The following is a 14787-nucleotide window of genomic DNA, read 5'->3' on the forward strand; positions in this document are numbered from 1 at the left end:
GCACGGTGTGGCCCGACCAGGCTTGTCCGTTGCGTTCATGCAACAGTAAGGAAACCCCAGTGTCACCCATGGCCCGCACTGCCCCGGTGCCCGCCGCAACCGATCCGGCGATCATCAGAAACTTCTGCATCATTGCTCACATCGACCACGGCAAATCGACCCTGGCGGATCGGATGCTCCAGCTGACAGGTGTTGTTCAGCAGCGTGACATGAAGGCACAGTATCTTGATCGCATGGATATTGAGCGTGAACGTGGCATCACGATCAAGTCCCAGGCAGTGCGTATTCCCTGGGAGCTTGATGGAACGTCTTACTGCTTGAACATGATCGATACCCCAGGGCACGTTGACTTCACCTACGAAGTCTCACGGTCCTTGGCCGCCTGCGAGGGTGCCATCCTCCTTGTCGATGCGGCTCAAGGGATAGAAGCCCAGACTTTGGCCAACCTTTATTTGGCAATGGAAAACGATCTGACGATCATCCCGGTGCTGAATAAGATCGATCTTCCTGCGGCGCAACCAGAAAAGTATGCGGCAGAGCTCGCAAATCTGATCGGTGGAAAGCCTGAGGACGTTCTCATGGTCTCCGGTAAGACCGGCGTCGGCGTGGAGGCTCTTCTGGATCAGATTGTCCGTGATCTTCCCTCTCCGAAGGGGGACCCGGATGCACCGGCCAGGGCCATGATCTTTGACTCCGTCTATGACACCTATCGTGGAGTCGTGACGTATGTGCGGGTCATCGATGGAAGCTTGAGTCCACGCGAGAAGATCCAAATGATGTCCACACGCGCCACCCACGAATTGTTGGAAATAGGTGTTAGTTCCCCGGAACCTGTCCCGTCCAAGGGGCTCGGAGTGGGCGAAGTCGGCTATCTGATCACTGGCGTTAAGGATGTGCGCCAGTCCAAGGTCGGTGATACCGTCACCACTTTCAGTAAGCCAGCGACCCAGGCACTGGCCGGCTATCACGACGCAAAACCTATGGTTTTCTCGGGTTTGTACCCAATGGACGGCGCCGACTATCCCGTGCTCCGTGATGCTCTTGAAAAGCTCATGCTCAATGATGCTGCGCTCATTTACGAACCCGAAACGTCAGCGGCTCTAGGCTTTGGTTTTCGCGTAGGTTTCTTAGGTCTGCTGCACCTAGAAATTACTCGCGAACGCCTTGAACGTGAACATAACCTTGACCTGATTTCAACGGCTCCCAATGTGGAATATGAAGTCACTCTCGAGGACAAGAAGGTCGTGCAGGTCACTAATCCCAGCGAATATCCAACAGGCAAAATTGCCGAGGTCCGGGAACCTATGGTTGCTGCCACCATCTTGGCCCCTACCGAGTTTGTTGGCGCCATCATGGAGTTGTGCCAGAGCCGGCGCGGCATACTCGGTGGCATGGACTACCTTTCCGAGGATCGGGTAGAGATTCGCTACCGTCTGCCGTTGGCGGAAATTGTCTTTGACTTCTTCGATATTTTAAAGTCTAAGACCCGCGGTTACGGTTCTTTAGACTGGAAGGCCGACGGCGACCAGGTCGCTGATCTTGTCAAGGTCGACATCCTGTTGCAGGGTGAACAAGTTGATGCGTTTAGTGCCATCACGCACCGGGACAAGGCCTACGCCTACGGGGTTATGATGACCGGAAAGTTGCGCGAACTCATTCCCCGTCAACAGTTTGAAGTACCCATTCAGGCAGCCATCGGGGCAAGGATCATCGCCCGCGAGAGCATCCGGGCCATCCGAAAGGATGTTCTTGCCAAGTGCTACGGAGGCGATATTTCACGTAAGCGCAAGCTTTTGGAAAAGCAAAAAGAGGGTAAGAAACGCATGAAAATGGTGGGCCGGGTTGAGGTTCCTCAGGAAGCCTTCATCGCTGCCCTGACGACCGGTGAATCTGCCAAGGACAAGTCGAAGAAGTGACGCCGTCCGCACTGCCCCTTGGCGACCCTGCCCCAGCTGACGGAATCCTGCCTGAGCAGGCTGCCGTCGGGGCTCAGGCCCGTCAATTTGGGCTCTACACGCACATTCCGTTCTGTGCTGTACGGTGCGGCTATTGCGACTTCAACACCTACACGGCCACCGAACTAGGTGGCGGTGCATCCCAGGATGCATATGCCTCAACTGCCATACAGGAGATTGAGTTTGCTGCGCGAGCGCTTGCAGAGTCGAATGTTCCCGCTCGAAAATTGAGCACAGTCTTTTTTGGTGGTGGCACCCCCACGCTCTTACCTGCCGGTGATCTTGTTTCCGTTCTACGGGCAGCGGTGAAGCAATGGGGAATCAAGGACGGTGCTGAGGTGACCACGGAAGCCAATCCGGACTCTGTGACGGCCGAGTCTCTTGCGGAATTACGTGCGGGCGGTTTTACCCGCGTGTCCTTTGGTATGCAATCGGCGGTTCCCCATGTACTCAAGGTCCTTGACCGGACCCACAGTCCCCAACGCGTCCCGCAAGCCGTTTCTTGGGCACGCGAAGCAGGTCTAAAGGTCAGTGTGGACCTGATCTATGGGACTCCGGGGGAGTCCCTTGTTGATTGGGAAACCTCAGTGCGCACGGCATTGTCGTACCATCCAGACCACATCTCCGCTTACTCGTTGATCGTCGAGGAGGGAACCAAACTTGCCGCGCAAATCCGCCGTGGACAGGTTCCAAATATCGACGACGACGACCATGCCGTGAAGTATGAGCTAGCCGATACCCTGTTCACCGAGGCAGGCTTGGACTGGTACGAGGTGAGCAACTGGGCCCGAACTCCGGGCGACGCCTGCCAACATAACATGGCCTACTGGCGCGGTGATGACTGGTGGGGAATCGGCCCAGGAGCACATTCTCACGTTGGTGGTGTGCGCTGGTGGAACGTCAAGCATCCTACGGCCTATGCCAATCGGCTCGGTAAGGGTGAATCTCCTGCTGCAGGGCGTGAAACCCTTGACGTTGACACGCGCACCATGGAAAGAATCATGCTAACTTCTCGTCTAGCTGAAGGTCTCGATACGGGTGTACTCAGTCCAGAGGGCCGCAAGGCCATTGCCGGGCTCATCGCCGCAGAGCTTGTTGATCCGCTCAAGGCCTTTAATGGGACATTGGTTCTCACACGGAAGGGGCGTTTGCTCGGTGACGCAGTGACCCGGGCACTACTTGCCTAGAATACTTTTTCGTGCCGAACCCACACGTTGTACTCGATGGCACCTCTTCGCTTTTCCGGTATTGCGTTCGATCGCTGATTACTTCATCAGGCGCAGGTTCCACCGGTAGCGGTACGGGTTGCCACGGTTGACCGCCAGTGCAGCGAGAACGGAAAACACCGTCAAGAAAACCCACACAATCAGGGCCAGAAGCTGAAAGACTGATGCAGCGCCCGCGGATACAGTGCTGGTGAGCAAAGCAATGATGTAGAGCACTATTGCCAGGACAGTGGGTGGGAGAGTGAAGTTCAGTGCCTCTCGAGATTCTTGAGCAGTGAACGGGCCTCGAGTGGCAAAAAGCCAGTAAATCACCGCTGACGGGATGCAGCCCAAAATTCCGCCACAGTGTGCCAAGAAAGCCCACTGATTGTCTTCGGCAGGCGAGAGCGCGGGCTTGGCCGGATTGCGGGAAGAATTCCCCTGGTTGCTCACTGTTGTGTCCCTTTCACCATGCGGACATTGTGTTCTACGGTCGTTTTGTCGCGCTACCTTCTAGGATACGGGTGCCGTGAGAAAATCGATGACTTCTTCAACTCTGCCCAACAGGGATGGTTCCAGATCCGCGTAGCTGTTCACTTGGGATAACAGCCGCTGCCATCCCAGGCCGACGTCCTCTTTCGTTTGGTGGGGCCATCCAAATGACTCCAGAATTCCTAATTTCCATTCCTTAGTGCGTGGAACCGTTGGCCAGGAGCTGATTCCAAGGGCACTAGGCTTAATGGCCTGCCAAACGTCAATATAGGGATGACCCACCACCAGGACGTTGAATTTCGCTGATGGCGATCTCATGAGATCCGCCACAATTCGTGATTCCTTCGAGTGCGGCACAAGATGGTCGACAAGGACTCCCAAACGACGCTCCGGCCCCGGCTGAAAGTCATTCACCGCTGCTGTGAGATCGTCGATCCCGCGAAGGGCTTCCACCACGATTCCTTCAACGCGCAGATCGTCGCCCCAGACCTTTTCCACGAGTTCGGCGTCGTGCTTACCTTCTACCCAAATGCGGCTGGCTTTAGCGACCTGGGCCCGCATCCCCTGGACCTTCCTGGATCCCGAGGCTGTCCGGACGGGTGCCGTGGTGACAGGGCCTGCCGCAGGGGAGACTAGCTCTATGGGCTCACCGTCGAGAAGAAAGCCAGGCCCCAAAGGGAAAGCGCGGATTCTGTTTTTGCGATCCGCAAGTTCCACAATGAGCATGCCGCCTGACTTTTCCAGCCTGACGATGGCCCCAACCCAGCCGGTGTGAACGTCCTCAAGGACGAGTTCGCGTTTGGCCTGGACCTTGCGCAGCGTTCGAGGTTTAGGTGCGCTGAGGTCCTGGGGACCCCAATTCTCATACTGCACTATGCTTCTCATCCTGCACTGCGTTCTTGGCCCTGTCTTCCGGTGTGGCTTCGCGTTTGTGTTGAAGCCATCTTGGTGGTGCGTAGTTGGGTAAAAGCCCATGCTAGCGTGGCACGGCGGCAAGACCATGGCAACGTGCCGGAATGTAGGTGTTTAAAGGTATTAGACTTAGCACTTGGGCACCTAGAGTGCTAAGTACATGTCAACAACTTTGCTAAGGCGATGTGGAGAGCGACGAGGGAGGTGCATCAGCATGAGTGAGCCACGAAAACTCGAGGTTCTGCGCGCCATCGTTGAGGACTATGTTCATTCCCGGGAACCCGTTGGCTCCAAGGCGTTAGTTGAGCGCCATCATCTAGGCGTTTCCAGTGCAACGATCCGTAACGACATGGCGGCATTGGAAGAAGAGGGGCTTATCGTCGCTCCTCACACCAGTTCTGGGAGGATTCCCACCGACAAGGGCTACCGATTGTTTGTGGATCAGATTTCCAGCGTCAAGCCGCTCTCAGCTCCTGAGCGTCGAGCAATTGCTGTGCTGTTGGATGGTTCTACGGACTTGGATGATGTCTTGGATCGGACTGTACGCACCTTGGCGCAGCTAACGAATCAGGTGGCAGTGGTCCAATATCCACGGGCCGCCAAGGCCACGGTGCGCCACATAGAGTTCGTCTCACTTGGCCCATCCCAAGTGCTGATCGTGTTGATCCTGGCCACCGGCAAGGTAGAACAATCTGTGATCGACGCTGAGACACCTTGTGTGGAAAGTGTGCTGACCGGGCTACGTCAGAAGTTCCTTGGCGGCGTTTATGGCCTGACTGTTGCTTCACTTCCGGCAGCACTGTCCGGTATTCCGGCTACTGTGCCGCTGAATGAGCAAGAGCTGGCCTACAAGCTTGCACGCGGTCTGGAGCAGCTGGCTCAGGCGGCCCGTGAGGACCGCATAGTCCTGGCCGGAACTGCCAATCTGGCGCGTTCCAACGTGGACTTCCCGCTGAGCATCGGTCCAGTTCTTGATGCCTTGGAAGAACAGGTGGTCCTGTTGCGTCTCCTAGAAGAGATGGCACAGGATTCCCTCGGCATGGCGGTGAGCATCGGCAGGGAAAATCCCCATGATTCATTGGCTGAGGCGTCTGTTGTAGCTACCACCTACGGTCGCGGGGAAACCGCAAAGCTTGGCGTGTTGGGGCCTACTCGGATGGATTATCCCAACACCATGTCCAGCGTTCGTGCCGTCGCACGCTATCTTTCCAGAATTTTGGCCGGCTGATACTAGCTGGGCTTTTCCGTATCGACCTTTCACAAAAGAGAGCAATAATTTTGACTAACCATTACGATGCACTTGGCGTTTCGCGTAACGCAACGCCGGAAGAAATCAAGAAGTCATACCGGAAGCTTGCCCGCAAGCTGCACCCGGACGTGAACGATGCTCCCGACGCCGCGGATCGCTTCAAAGCCGTTACTCACGCGTACGAGGTTCTTTCTGATCCGCAAAAACGCCAGGTCTACGACACCACCGGCAATGAGAACGGCAACAGCAACGGTAACGGTGCCGGGAATTATGATGGCCAGGGATTTGCGTTCCAGGACATCTTCGAGACCTTCTTTGGCGGCAGTGGCCAAAGCCACGGTCCAGCATCACGGACACGACGCGGACAAGACGCACTGATCACAGTGCGCGTGGAATTGGCGGAGGCCGTTTTCGGTGTCAACAAAAAGCTGGAAATAGACACTGCTGTGACGTGCACCAGCTGCGATGGTGACTGCTGCCGCCCGGGTACTCATCCCATCACCTGCGACGTATGCCACGGAAGTGGACAGATTCAGCGTCCCATGCGCTCAATCTTGGGTAACGTCATGACACTGGCTGCATGCAATTCCTGCCAAGGATTTGGAACTCGGATCGAGGACCCCTGTAATGAGTGCCTCGGTGAAGGACGAGTCCGCAGTCGGCGAACACTGACCATCAAGGTCCCTGCCGGTGTGGGAACTGGTACTCGTATACAACTTGCCGGACAGGGTGAGGCCGGGCCAGCAGGTGGTCCCGCGGGTGATCTGTATGTAGAGATGAAGGTCAGCAACGATCCCAATTTCCTTCGTGATGGAGATGACCTTCACGCAACCCTCAGTGTTCCCATGACAGCTGCAGCCTTGGGAACTGAGCTCACATTGGAAACCTTCGATGGTGAACAGCCAATTTCCATCAAACCCGGCACTCAAGCAGGGGAAGTCATGACCTTACGCAACCTCGGTGTCACGCACCTGCGCGGCTATGGGCGCGGTAACTTGTTGGTGCACGTCCATGTTGAGACGCCCACGAAGCCCGACGCCGCGCAGGAAGAGTTGCTCAAGCAACTGGCGGCACTTCGCGGGGAGACCTTCACCGAGGGCAAGTTGGTGTCAAGCGGCGGGATGTTTGCTAAGCTGCGCGATAAACTCGGCAACCTCTAAGTGCTATGAGTAACCCAGTCTTCTATGCCGATCCCGTGCAACTCGCAGAGCTTAGCGTTGGCGACCACCATACGCTGGACGGAGCTGAGGGCCGGCACGCTGTAACGGTCAAGAGACTAAGCGCGGGGGAGCCCGTTGACCTGTGCGACGGCGCTGGACGCCGTCTTGTGTGCGTCGTAGCAGCCGCAGCAGCTGGCGTATTGGATGTAGAGGTCAAGGAGATTCGCTTCGATCAGCTAGAGGACTACGAGCTGGTCTTGGTGCAGGCACTGGCCAAGGGCGATCGTGATGAACTTGCTGTCGAGACGGTCACTGAGCTGGGCGTGAACGGCGTCGTTCCATGGCAAGCAGAGCGTTCCATTGTGCGTTGGAAGTCAGAGAAGGCTCTCAAGGGTGTCACTAAATGGAGAACTGTTGTCGCTGTGGCAGCAAAGCAAGCCCGCCGCTCGCGTATTCCTTGGGTGGGCGAACTGGTGGGTACGGCTGCTCTTTGCGACTTGATCCGGGATTGTTCATTGGCCTTAATTCTCCATGAGGATGCCACCGAGTCTCTGCCGGATGTGCTTCGATCATGGCAGGCGGAGCAAAATAGGCACGAGGTCACGAGTGCTCCGGTACCCCGTCGCATTGTGTTGATCGTAGGTCCTGAAGGTGGCATGAGCCCTGCGGAAGTTTCGGCATTTCGCCTAGCCGGAGCACGTACTGCGTTGCTGGGGCCGCATGTCTTGCGTTCCTCCACAGCCGGTCCGGCCGCCGTCGTCCTGTTGAGCGCAGAACTGGGTCGCTGGTAAAAATCGGCCTGGACGCTTATGTCTTAGGGCGCGGAGATCGAAAGGACTTTGGTGTCGACGCCGACGCGTACCCCGGGTCTGCTCGGATCTTCGATGAACACGGAGACCTGATAGTTTCCCAACGGCGGTACCAACACGAAATTGAAAGAGCCTAGCTCATTAGGTCCTTGGCTAATCTCAACAGTGCCGGACATGGCTACGTGTGAGACTTTGCCGTCCTCCATTGCTTCTAGGATCCAGACAAGCTTTCCGGTAGGAGACATACCCGATCCACTGACGTTCAAAGGAAGGGCCTTGGTAACTGTTCCGTTGCTAGGCTCCGTGATCCACACGGGTGCTACGAACCCGGTGTTTCGCGTGAGCGGCTTATCTAGGAGCACATGCCCGAAAGCGTTATAGCCAGTGTGTCCATCCACCAGGATGGACACACCAATATTTGCTGACGGGTCGATGAGCCCTGACATGGACGCCGACGCAGTTGCTGTGTAAACCAGCTGTGCGATCGAGCGCTCTGCAATACCTGCATCGACTTTCTGGGCGAAGGCGTCGGAGGAGATGTCAATGGTGATGACGTTCTTGGCAGAGATGGATGCCCCCAGTTGAGAGGGTTCATTCCACACCGAAAAGAAGTCAGGGTCTTGGGGTTTGTCAGCCATCATGATGCGAAGAGAAGCGACGATCGGATCATCTGTGGTGGGCACTGGTGAAAACTCACGGTAGAGAAAAACCGATTCATTGCTGTGCCCTAACCAGTAGACAGGAATTTTCTGGTTGGCTGTGGGCGTCTCCAACGGAGTGGTTGTTGGCAGACCAGAGTCTTGGCCACTTGCTGTGGTGGGCAGAGCCGAATGCTGGCTGAGGATTGCAGGGCCCGGCGTGCAAGAAACTGTGGTGAGAGTGAGTGCCAAAGCAAGCGAAGCGATTCCCAGCAGGCGTCGGTAACGTTTCACAATAGGCTTTCCACCGTGCAACTGGCCAACTGGCGTGCTTGAGCCCGGCAGAGGACGGTGCAAAGTAGCTGGCATGCGAATTGTTTGCTCGCTTAAGGTCTAAAGGGATGGACTCCCGCAACAAAGACAAAGTGTGCGTTCCAAGACTCCCCAAAAACTTCGAACAATAATTTAGCTTGGCACATCTGCGGGTATCGACGGGGGCTATTAGAAGGATTCAAGCGAACTGAAACCGTATCGATACCCTAAAGTAACCGGGCCTTAATCGGGAGCGCACATGAAGGGTGACTGAGGATACTCTGCCTCGCTGATCGTCATTGCACATGAAGGGTGACTGAGGATACTCTGCCTCGCTGATCGTCATTGCACTAGGATTGAGACTAAGAAAACAACCGGGAAGTCCGGTTTAGTCAAGGAGAGATTGAAGGCCTGGCATGGCCGACTTTATGACAGAGCAATCCAGCAGCCACCAAGGACCGATTGTGGAACCGTCACAGGGGCTGGGGTTTCCACACTCAGTTGACGGCACCCGCACCGAAATAGTGCAGTTCGCATCCACTGAACAGATGGTCGCCACACTTGGCGCCGAGGACGATGGTCTGCGCATCGTGGAAAATAACTATCCGGGTATTTCCTTCCTTGCCCGTGGCAACGTTCTATCCATCACGGGCCCGCGCGCAGTTGTCCCGCGGATCATGCATTTGATGGAAGAAGCTCGTGGCATGGTATCTCGGCATTCCACCATGAGCGCCGCGGTATGGGAGCAGCTGGTGACTTTGCTCAAGGATCGACCTGATGGGTCTCTAGTGGACGTCCTCACTTACGACATCCTTTCCTCACGCGGACGTAAGATTCGACCCAAAACGCTCAACCAGAAAAAATATGTTGAGGCGATTGACCGAAACACAGTGGTGTTTGGGATCGGGCCGGCAGGCACAGGCAAGACGTACTTGGCTATGGCCAAGGCCGTTGCGGCACTCGAGAGGAAAGAGGTGAGCCGCATTATCCTCACCCGGCCAGCCGTTGAAGCGGGAGAGCGATTGGGGTTCTTGCCGGGCACGCTCAATGATAAAATTGATCCGTATCTTCGCCCGCTGTATGACGCACTGCACGAGATGATGGATCCGGAAACTATTCCACGTCTGATGGCGGCGGGCACGATCGAGGTGGCACCGCTGGCTTATATGCGAGGCCGTACGCTCAACGATGCATTCATCATTCTTGACGAAGCTCAGAACACCACTGCCGAACAGATGAAAATGTTTTTGACGCGGCTCGGTTTTGGTTCCAAGATTGTTGTCACCGGCGACATCACTCAGATTGACTTACCCAGTGGCACTGCGTCGGGGTTGCGTGTGGTTCGTGACATTCTTCTGGATGTCGATGACATCTCGTTTTCCTTGCTCGATGCCACGGATGTGGTGCGTCACCAACTAGTGGGTGCCATTGTCAGTGCCTATAACCACTGGGATGAAAGCAATGCCTCCCGTTCCGATACACCCCTTCAACGCCGCAAGGACATCCACCAACCATGAGTATTGAAATCAATAATGAGTCCGGCGTCCAAGTCCGTGAAGAAGAGTTAGTGAAGCTTGTTCGGCACATTCTCACGGCAATGCATGTCCATCCGGAAACTGAGGTTTCCATCATCATGGCGGACGTGGAAAACATGGAGAAGCTGCACATCGAATGGATGGATGAGACTGGTCCTACCGACGTGCTCTCGTTTCCCATGGATGAACTGCGCCCAGGCAGCCCTGATCTGCCCACACCTGCTGGTCTGCTAGGCGACGTAGTCCTTTGCCCCGAGGTTGCCGGCGAGCAGGCTCTTGCCGCGGGACATTCCTTAGAGGAAGAACTGTTACTTCTGACTACGCACGGCATGTTGCATCTTTTGGGCTATGACCATGCTGAACCGGAAGAGAAAGCAGAAATGTTTGGCCTCCAGCGTGAATTGCTCTCAAGTTTCTTGGGCAAGGAAGCCCCTGTCGAGACAACACAGTGACAACAGTAGCCTTACCTGCCCTGGCGGTGGTTTTCGCGGCTTTCGCTGCCCTTTTAACAGCTATTGAGTCGGCCCTGAGTTTTTTCCCTCGTCACGATGCTGAAACTGTGACAGCACAGAGCAGAGGTACAGCTCTGGCCCGAATCCTTCAAACACCCATGCTGCACTTGAACGCCTTACGTTTTTGGCGGGTCTGGTTCGAGATGGCAGCGGCCGTGGCCGTAGCCCTGTTTCTCATGGGCTTGATCGGGAACGTTTGGCTGGCTGGACTCATCGCCACTGTAGTTATGGCGTGTATTGGCTTCGTCCTGGTGGGGCTGTCCCCGCGACGCTATGGCCGTATACATGCCACGTGGCTGGTCGGACGCACTGCGTGGCTGGTTGATTTTATGTATCGAATATTAGGACCAATGCCGGGATGGTTTGTAAAACTGGGAGGAGCTCTCTCTAAAGAGCGCCTTGACGGTGATGACGCGTTCGTTACCGAGGAGGAATTTCGAGAATTTGTGGATCGTGCCAGTGATTCGGAGATGATCGAGGACAGCGAGGCTGAACTTATCCAGAGCGTGTTTGATCTGAGCGAGACAATGGTTCGAGCCGTGATGGTGCCACGCACCGATATCCGCAGCATTGATCAAGGATCCGAGCTGGAAGAGGCCATGGATGTTTTCCTTGACTCAGGATTCTCTCGTGTCCCGGTGATTGGGGAGAGTTCTGATCACGTGTTGGGCATCCTCTATCTGAAGGACCTCGTCGCAACCTTGCACCGCCACGATGATGGTCTTTCCCGCCCTCGGGTGGAGGATCTGGCTCGGACTGTGCGTTATGTGCCAGAATCCAAGCCCGTAGATGATCTTTTGCGTGAACTGCAGCAAGAATCCACTCACCTCGCAATCGTCGTGGACGAGTACGGTGGAACGGCAGGACTTGTCACCTTAGAGGACTTGATCGAGGAGATCGTCGGTGAGATCGCCGACGAGTATGATCAGGTTTCTCCTGAAGTCCAAGCCCTGGGTGAGGGTATGTACCGAGTTCAGGCTCGCATGGCGGTCGATGAGCTGGGTGAGTTGTTTGGCAAGGAGCTTGATGACGACGAGGTCGACTCCGTGGGCGGGCTGCTTTCAAAATATCTAGGTCGCATCCCCACTGTGGGGAGCACCGTGGAGGTCTCTGGTATCCGCTTAGTCGCGGAGCGGATGGAAGCAGGGCGCAATCGTGTCAGCCATGTCATTGCCAGGGCCGTACCCTTATCCGAGAATAAGAATGACAGCAGTGTTTCTGTCCGGGGCATTAACCACGACGGCGAGATAAGCCCGAGTGAGACGCAAGCTAAGCAAAACCACAGGAGTAACCATGACTAAGCAAAAAGGGAAGCTGGCCATGCCAACTCCTAAAGATGAGGGGTTTCGTGCGGGCTTTGCGGTTCTCGCAGGACGTCCCAACGCTGGAAAATCGACGTTGACGAATGCTCTGGTAGGGCAGAAGGTGGCCATTACCTCTGCCAAGCCACAGACCACCCGGCATACCATTCGAGGAATTGTGCACCGGGAGGGTTACCAGTTGGTACTAGTTGATACGCCAGGACTTCATCGCCCCCGGACTCTCCTTGGAAAACGACTCAACGACCTAGTTGCAGACACCCTTTCGGAGGTGGATGCCATCGGGTTTTGTTTGCCTGCGAATGAGAAAATTGGTCCCGGAGATCGCTATATAGCGCAGCAGCTGGCGAATGTTGGCAAGAAACCCGTCGTGGCGATTGTCACCAAGACGGACACCGTGGATCGGCAGGCTGTCACTGAACAACTCATCGCGGTTGAAAAACTCGGACGCGAAGTCATGGGGGAGTCCGGATTCGCCGACGTCGTACCTGTCTCTGCCGTGGAAGAATTCCAGGTAGAAACTCTCGCCAGCGTACTGGCCGGATACATGCCGCTATCGCCGGCACTTTACCCTGACGGTGACTTGACGGACGAACCAGAAGCCGTCATGGTCGCCGAACTGATTAGGGAAGCTGCCTTGGAAGGCGTGCGCGATGAATTGCCGCATTCACTGGCGGTAGTTGTGGAGGAAATTATTCCCAGGGAAGGCCGCACGGAGGGGCATGAACTGCTTGATGTTCGAGTCAATCTTTACGTTGAGCGCCCCTCCCAGAAGGCTATCGTGATCGGTAAGGGTGGTGCACGACTGCGAGAAGTCGGCACGAATGCGCGTCTTGGAATTGAGGCACTTTTAGGAACTCGAATCTATTTGGACCTCCACGTCAAGGTTGCTAAAGACTGGCAGCGGGACCCGAAACAGCTGGTGAAGCTGGGTTTCTAGGTACCGTTGCAACGGTTCGAAGTCCCGTAAAGCGGCCCTCCGGCGCGGCTTTGCGGGACTTCACAGTTTGGCCCGGTAAAGTAGCGGGAGTCATTTGTTCACAGTGAAAGGTTCATCCATGGCTCGACGCCGTGCCGAAACGGCGGCAGCTACAGCTGCCGGCACCACAAAAGATGAATCCTCCGACACTAAACTTCCGGCTGGACGTCACTTCAAGCCTCATCGTAAGACGGCACTGTGGATTAAGATCGTAGCCATTGCTCTCAGTGGAGTGTTAGTTATCGGGCTGGGGGCCGCTGGACTGCTTTACCTCAAGCTGCAGAACAATATCACCACGGCACCCTTGAATGCAGCGCTTTCCCCCGGTAAGGGAAACTCTTCGCAACAGCCTGAAGACACCGGATCATTGCAGATCCTCATTTTGGGTACGGACACCCGGGCAGGTGCCAACAGTGAATATGGCACCCTGGCTGACTCTTCTGGCGAAGGAAATTCCGACGTCATGCTGCTGATGAATATTTCCGCGGACAATTCCCAGGTGTCCGTTACAAGCTTTCCTCGTGACCTTATGGTACCGATCCCCGACTGTAAGCGGCCTGACGGCAACGTAATTTATGGGCAAGCAATGGGGCAGCTTAATTCGGCCTTGGCTGGCGGTCCGGGATGCACGGTGGCCGCCATCAATGACCTCACCGGATTAACCATTGACCACTTCATGTTGGCAGATTTCACAGCCGTGAAGGAACTTTCCACAGCTCTTGGCGGGGTTGAAGTGTGCGTCGATCATGCCATGTACGACGTCAACGGTTCCTTCTTGAAACTCCCCGCGGGAAAGAGCTTGGTTCAAGGTGAACAGGCGCTAGCGTTTTTGCGCACGAGGCATGCTTTTGGCGATGCCAGTGATTTGGCCCGGATCGCCGCACAACAGTATTTCCTAGGTTCCCTAGTGCGTAAGCTCAAAAGTGACGGGACACTGACTAACTTGCCGCAGCTGTACACCCTCGCTGACGTGGTGACCAAAAATCTTACGATCGATCAAGGCTTGGCAAATGTTCCGGCTATGGTCTCGATTGCCAAACGACTTGCAAAGATTGACGTTGCCAACGTTGCTTTCGTCACCGTGCCAACGGAACCCTATGTACGCGACCCAAATCGGGTCCAGCTCTTGGAGCCTGCAGCCGGACAGTTCTTTGCCGTGCTTCGCAACGAGACGCCACTGACGAAAGTGGCGCCCACACCCACTAGTAATTCAACGGTGGCCCCCACCGCGTCATCGGCGGCAACTGTACCGGCCACGGCTGAGCCCACCGTCCCAGTTGCTCCTGCGTATGACAAGTCGATCCAACCAATCACGGTTACCAATGGATCCACTGTTGCGGGGCGTTCCCTTGAGCTTATTAAGGCCCTTGCGGGTCAGGGCTATACGTTGTCGTCCAACGGCGGGGATATTGCAGCACAGAACAAGACAACTATCCTCTATGGTGCCGACATGGCGGACGTCGCCCATGACGTAGCAGTGCTTTTCAAGATCTCCGACTCGGCGGTTCATTCGGACCCCACAGTCAGGGGTGTGAAGGTAGTGGTCGGTACCGATTGGATTTCTGGAGTCGACTTTGGCACTGTCACCGTTCCCAAGGACATCGTCTCCAGCACAGCGGCCGAAAGCGACCAGTGCCTGACCGTGAATCCGCTCTACTACACGTACTGACCTCTTAGCCGCGCAGATCTGGTGAGGCTTGGATCGATGAT

At 55.8% G+C, this 14787-nt stretch carries 13 protein-coding genes; 10 read left to right on the forward strand and 3 right to left on the reverse strand.

Features of this window, described 5'->3' with window-relative positions; genetic code table 11:
- Positions 1-59 precede the first annotated feature (59 nt).
- Positions 60-1916 (forward strand): translation elongation factor 4, encoded by a 1857-nt coding sequence (gene lepA / locus LOH53_RS14200; protein WP_230068402.1) that lies wholly within the window; start codon positions 60-62, stop codon positions 1914-1916.
- The gene (hemW, locus tag LOH53_RS14205; protein ID WP_230068403.1) at positions 1913-3142 is read left to right on the forward strand and encodes a radical SAM family heme chaperone HemW; all 1230 of its coding nucleotides are present in this window, start codon (positions 1913-1915) and stop codon (positions 3140-3142) included. The genes lepA and hemW overlap by 4 nt, the downstream gene beginning before the upstream one ends.
- Before the next feature lie 78 nt (positions 3143-3220).
- Here hemW and LOH53_RS14210 read toward each other — a convergent pair whose 3' ends face one another.
- Positions 3221-3613, reverse strand: coding sequence for a DUF4870 domain-containing protein (locus LOH53_RS14210; RefSeq protein ID WP_230068404.1), 393 nt, complete (start codon positions 3611-3613; stop codon positions 3221-3223).
- A 60-nt stretch (positions 3614-3673) separates the two neighbouring features.
- Positions 3674-4525: a DUF3097 domain-containing protein gene (locus LOH53_RS14215; protein WP_230068436.1), complete on the reverse strand. Its 852-nt coding sequence runs from the start codon at positions 4523-4525 to the stop codon at positions 3674-3676.
- Positions 4526-4778: 253 nt separating this feature from the next.
- Here LOH53_RS14215 and hrcA point away from each other — a divergent pair, with 253 nt between their 5' ends.
- The 3 genes from hrcA to LOH53_RS14230 are packed head-to-tail and all read left to right on the forward strand — an operon-like array spanning position 4779 to position 7764.
- Complete coding sequence (hrcA, locus tag LOH53_RS14220) at positions 4779-5792, forward strand: heat-inducible transcriptional repressor HrcA (RefSeq protein WP_230068405.1); 1014 nt, start codon at positions 4779-4781, stop codon at positions 5790-5792.
- Positions 5793-5842: 50 nt separating this feature from the next.
- Positions 5843-6973, forward strand: a complete 1131-nt coding sequence (gene dnaJ, locus LOH53_RS14225) for a molecular chaperone DnaJ (protein WP_230068406.1) — start codon at positions 5843-5845, stop codon at positions 6971-6973.
- Positions 6974-6978: 5 nt separating this feature from the next.
- Positions 6979-7764: a 16S rRNA (uracil(1498)-N(3))-methyltransferase gene (locus LOH53_RS14230; protein ID WP_230068407.1), complete on the forward strand. Its 786-nt coding sequence runs from the start codon at positions 6979-6981 to the stop codon at positions 7762-7764.
- 23 nt (positions 7765-7787) lie between these two features.
- Here the strand turns inward: LOH53_RS14230 and LOH53_RS14235 are convergent, their stop codons facing one another.
- A complete protein-coding gene (locus LOH53_RS14235; RefSeq protein WP_230068408.1) occupies positions 7788-8714 on the reverse strand; it encodes a GerMN domain-containing protein in 927 nt (308 codons plus the stop codon).
- Positions 8715-9160: 446 nt separating this feature from the next.
- On the opposite strand from LOH53_RS14235, the gene LOH53_RS14240 reads away from it, so the two are divergent.
- From LOH53_RS14240 to LOH53_RS14260, 5 genes are all read left to right on the forward strand, one after another.
- A complete protein-coding gene (locus LOH53_RS14240) occupies positions 9161-10249 on the forward strand; it encodes a PhoH family protein (RefSeq protein WP_230068409.1) in 1089 nt (362 codons plus the stop codon).
- Entirely contained in the window at positions 10246-10719 is a 474-nt protein-coding gene (gene ybeY, locus LOH53_RS14245) for an rRNA maturation RNase YbeY (protein WP_230068410.1), read from the forward strand. The genes LOH53_RS14240 and ybeY overlap by 4 nt, the downstream gene beginning before the upstream one ends.
- Positions 10716-12080, forward strand: coding sequence for a hemolysin family protein (locus LOH53_RS14250; RefSeq protein WP_230068411.1), 1365 nt, complete (start codon positions 10716-10718; stop codon positions 12078-12080). The genes ybeY and LOH53_RS14250 overlap by 4 nt, the downstream gene beginning before the upstream one ends.
- Positions 12073-13038, forward strand: coding sequence for a GTPase Era (era, locus tag LOH53_RS14255; protein WP_230068412.1), 966 nt, complete (start codon positions 12073-12075; stop codon positions 13036-13038). The genes LOH53_RS14250 and era overlap by 8 nt, the downstream gene beginning before the upstream one ends.
- Before the next feature lie 118 nt (positions 13039-13156).
- Positions 13157-14746, forward strand: coding sequence for an LCP family protein (locus tag LOH53_RS14260; RefSeq protein WP_230068413.1), 1590 nt, complete (start codon positions 13157-13159; stop codon positions 14744-14746).
- Positions 14747-14787 lie beyond the last annotated feature (41 nt).

The organism is Arthrobacter cryoconiti, assembly GCF_020905375.1.
Lineage (GTDB): Bacteria > Actinomycetota > Actinomycetes > Actinomycetales > Micrococcaceae > Specibacter > Specibacter cryoconiti.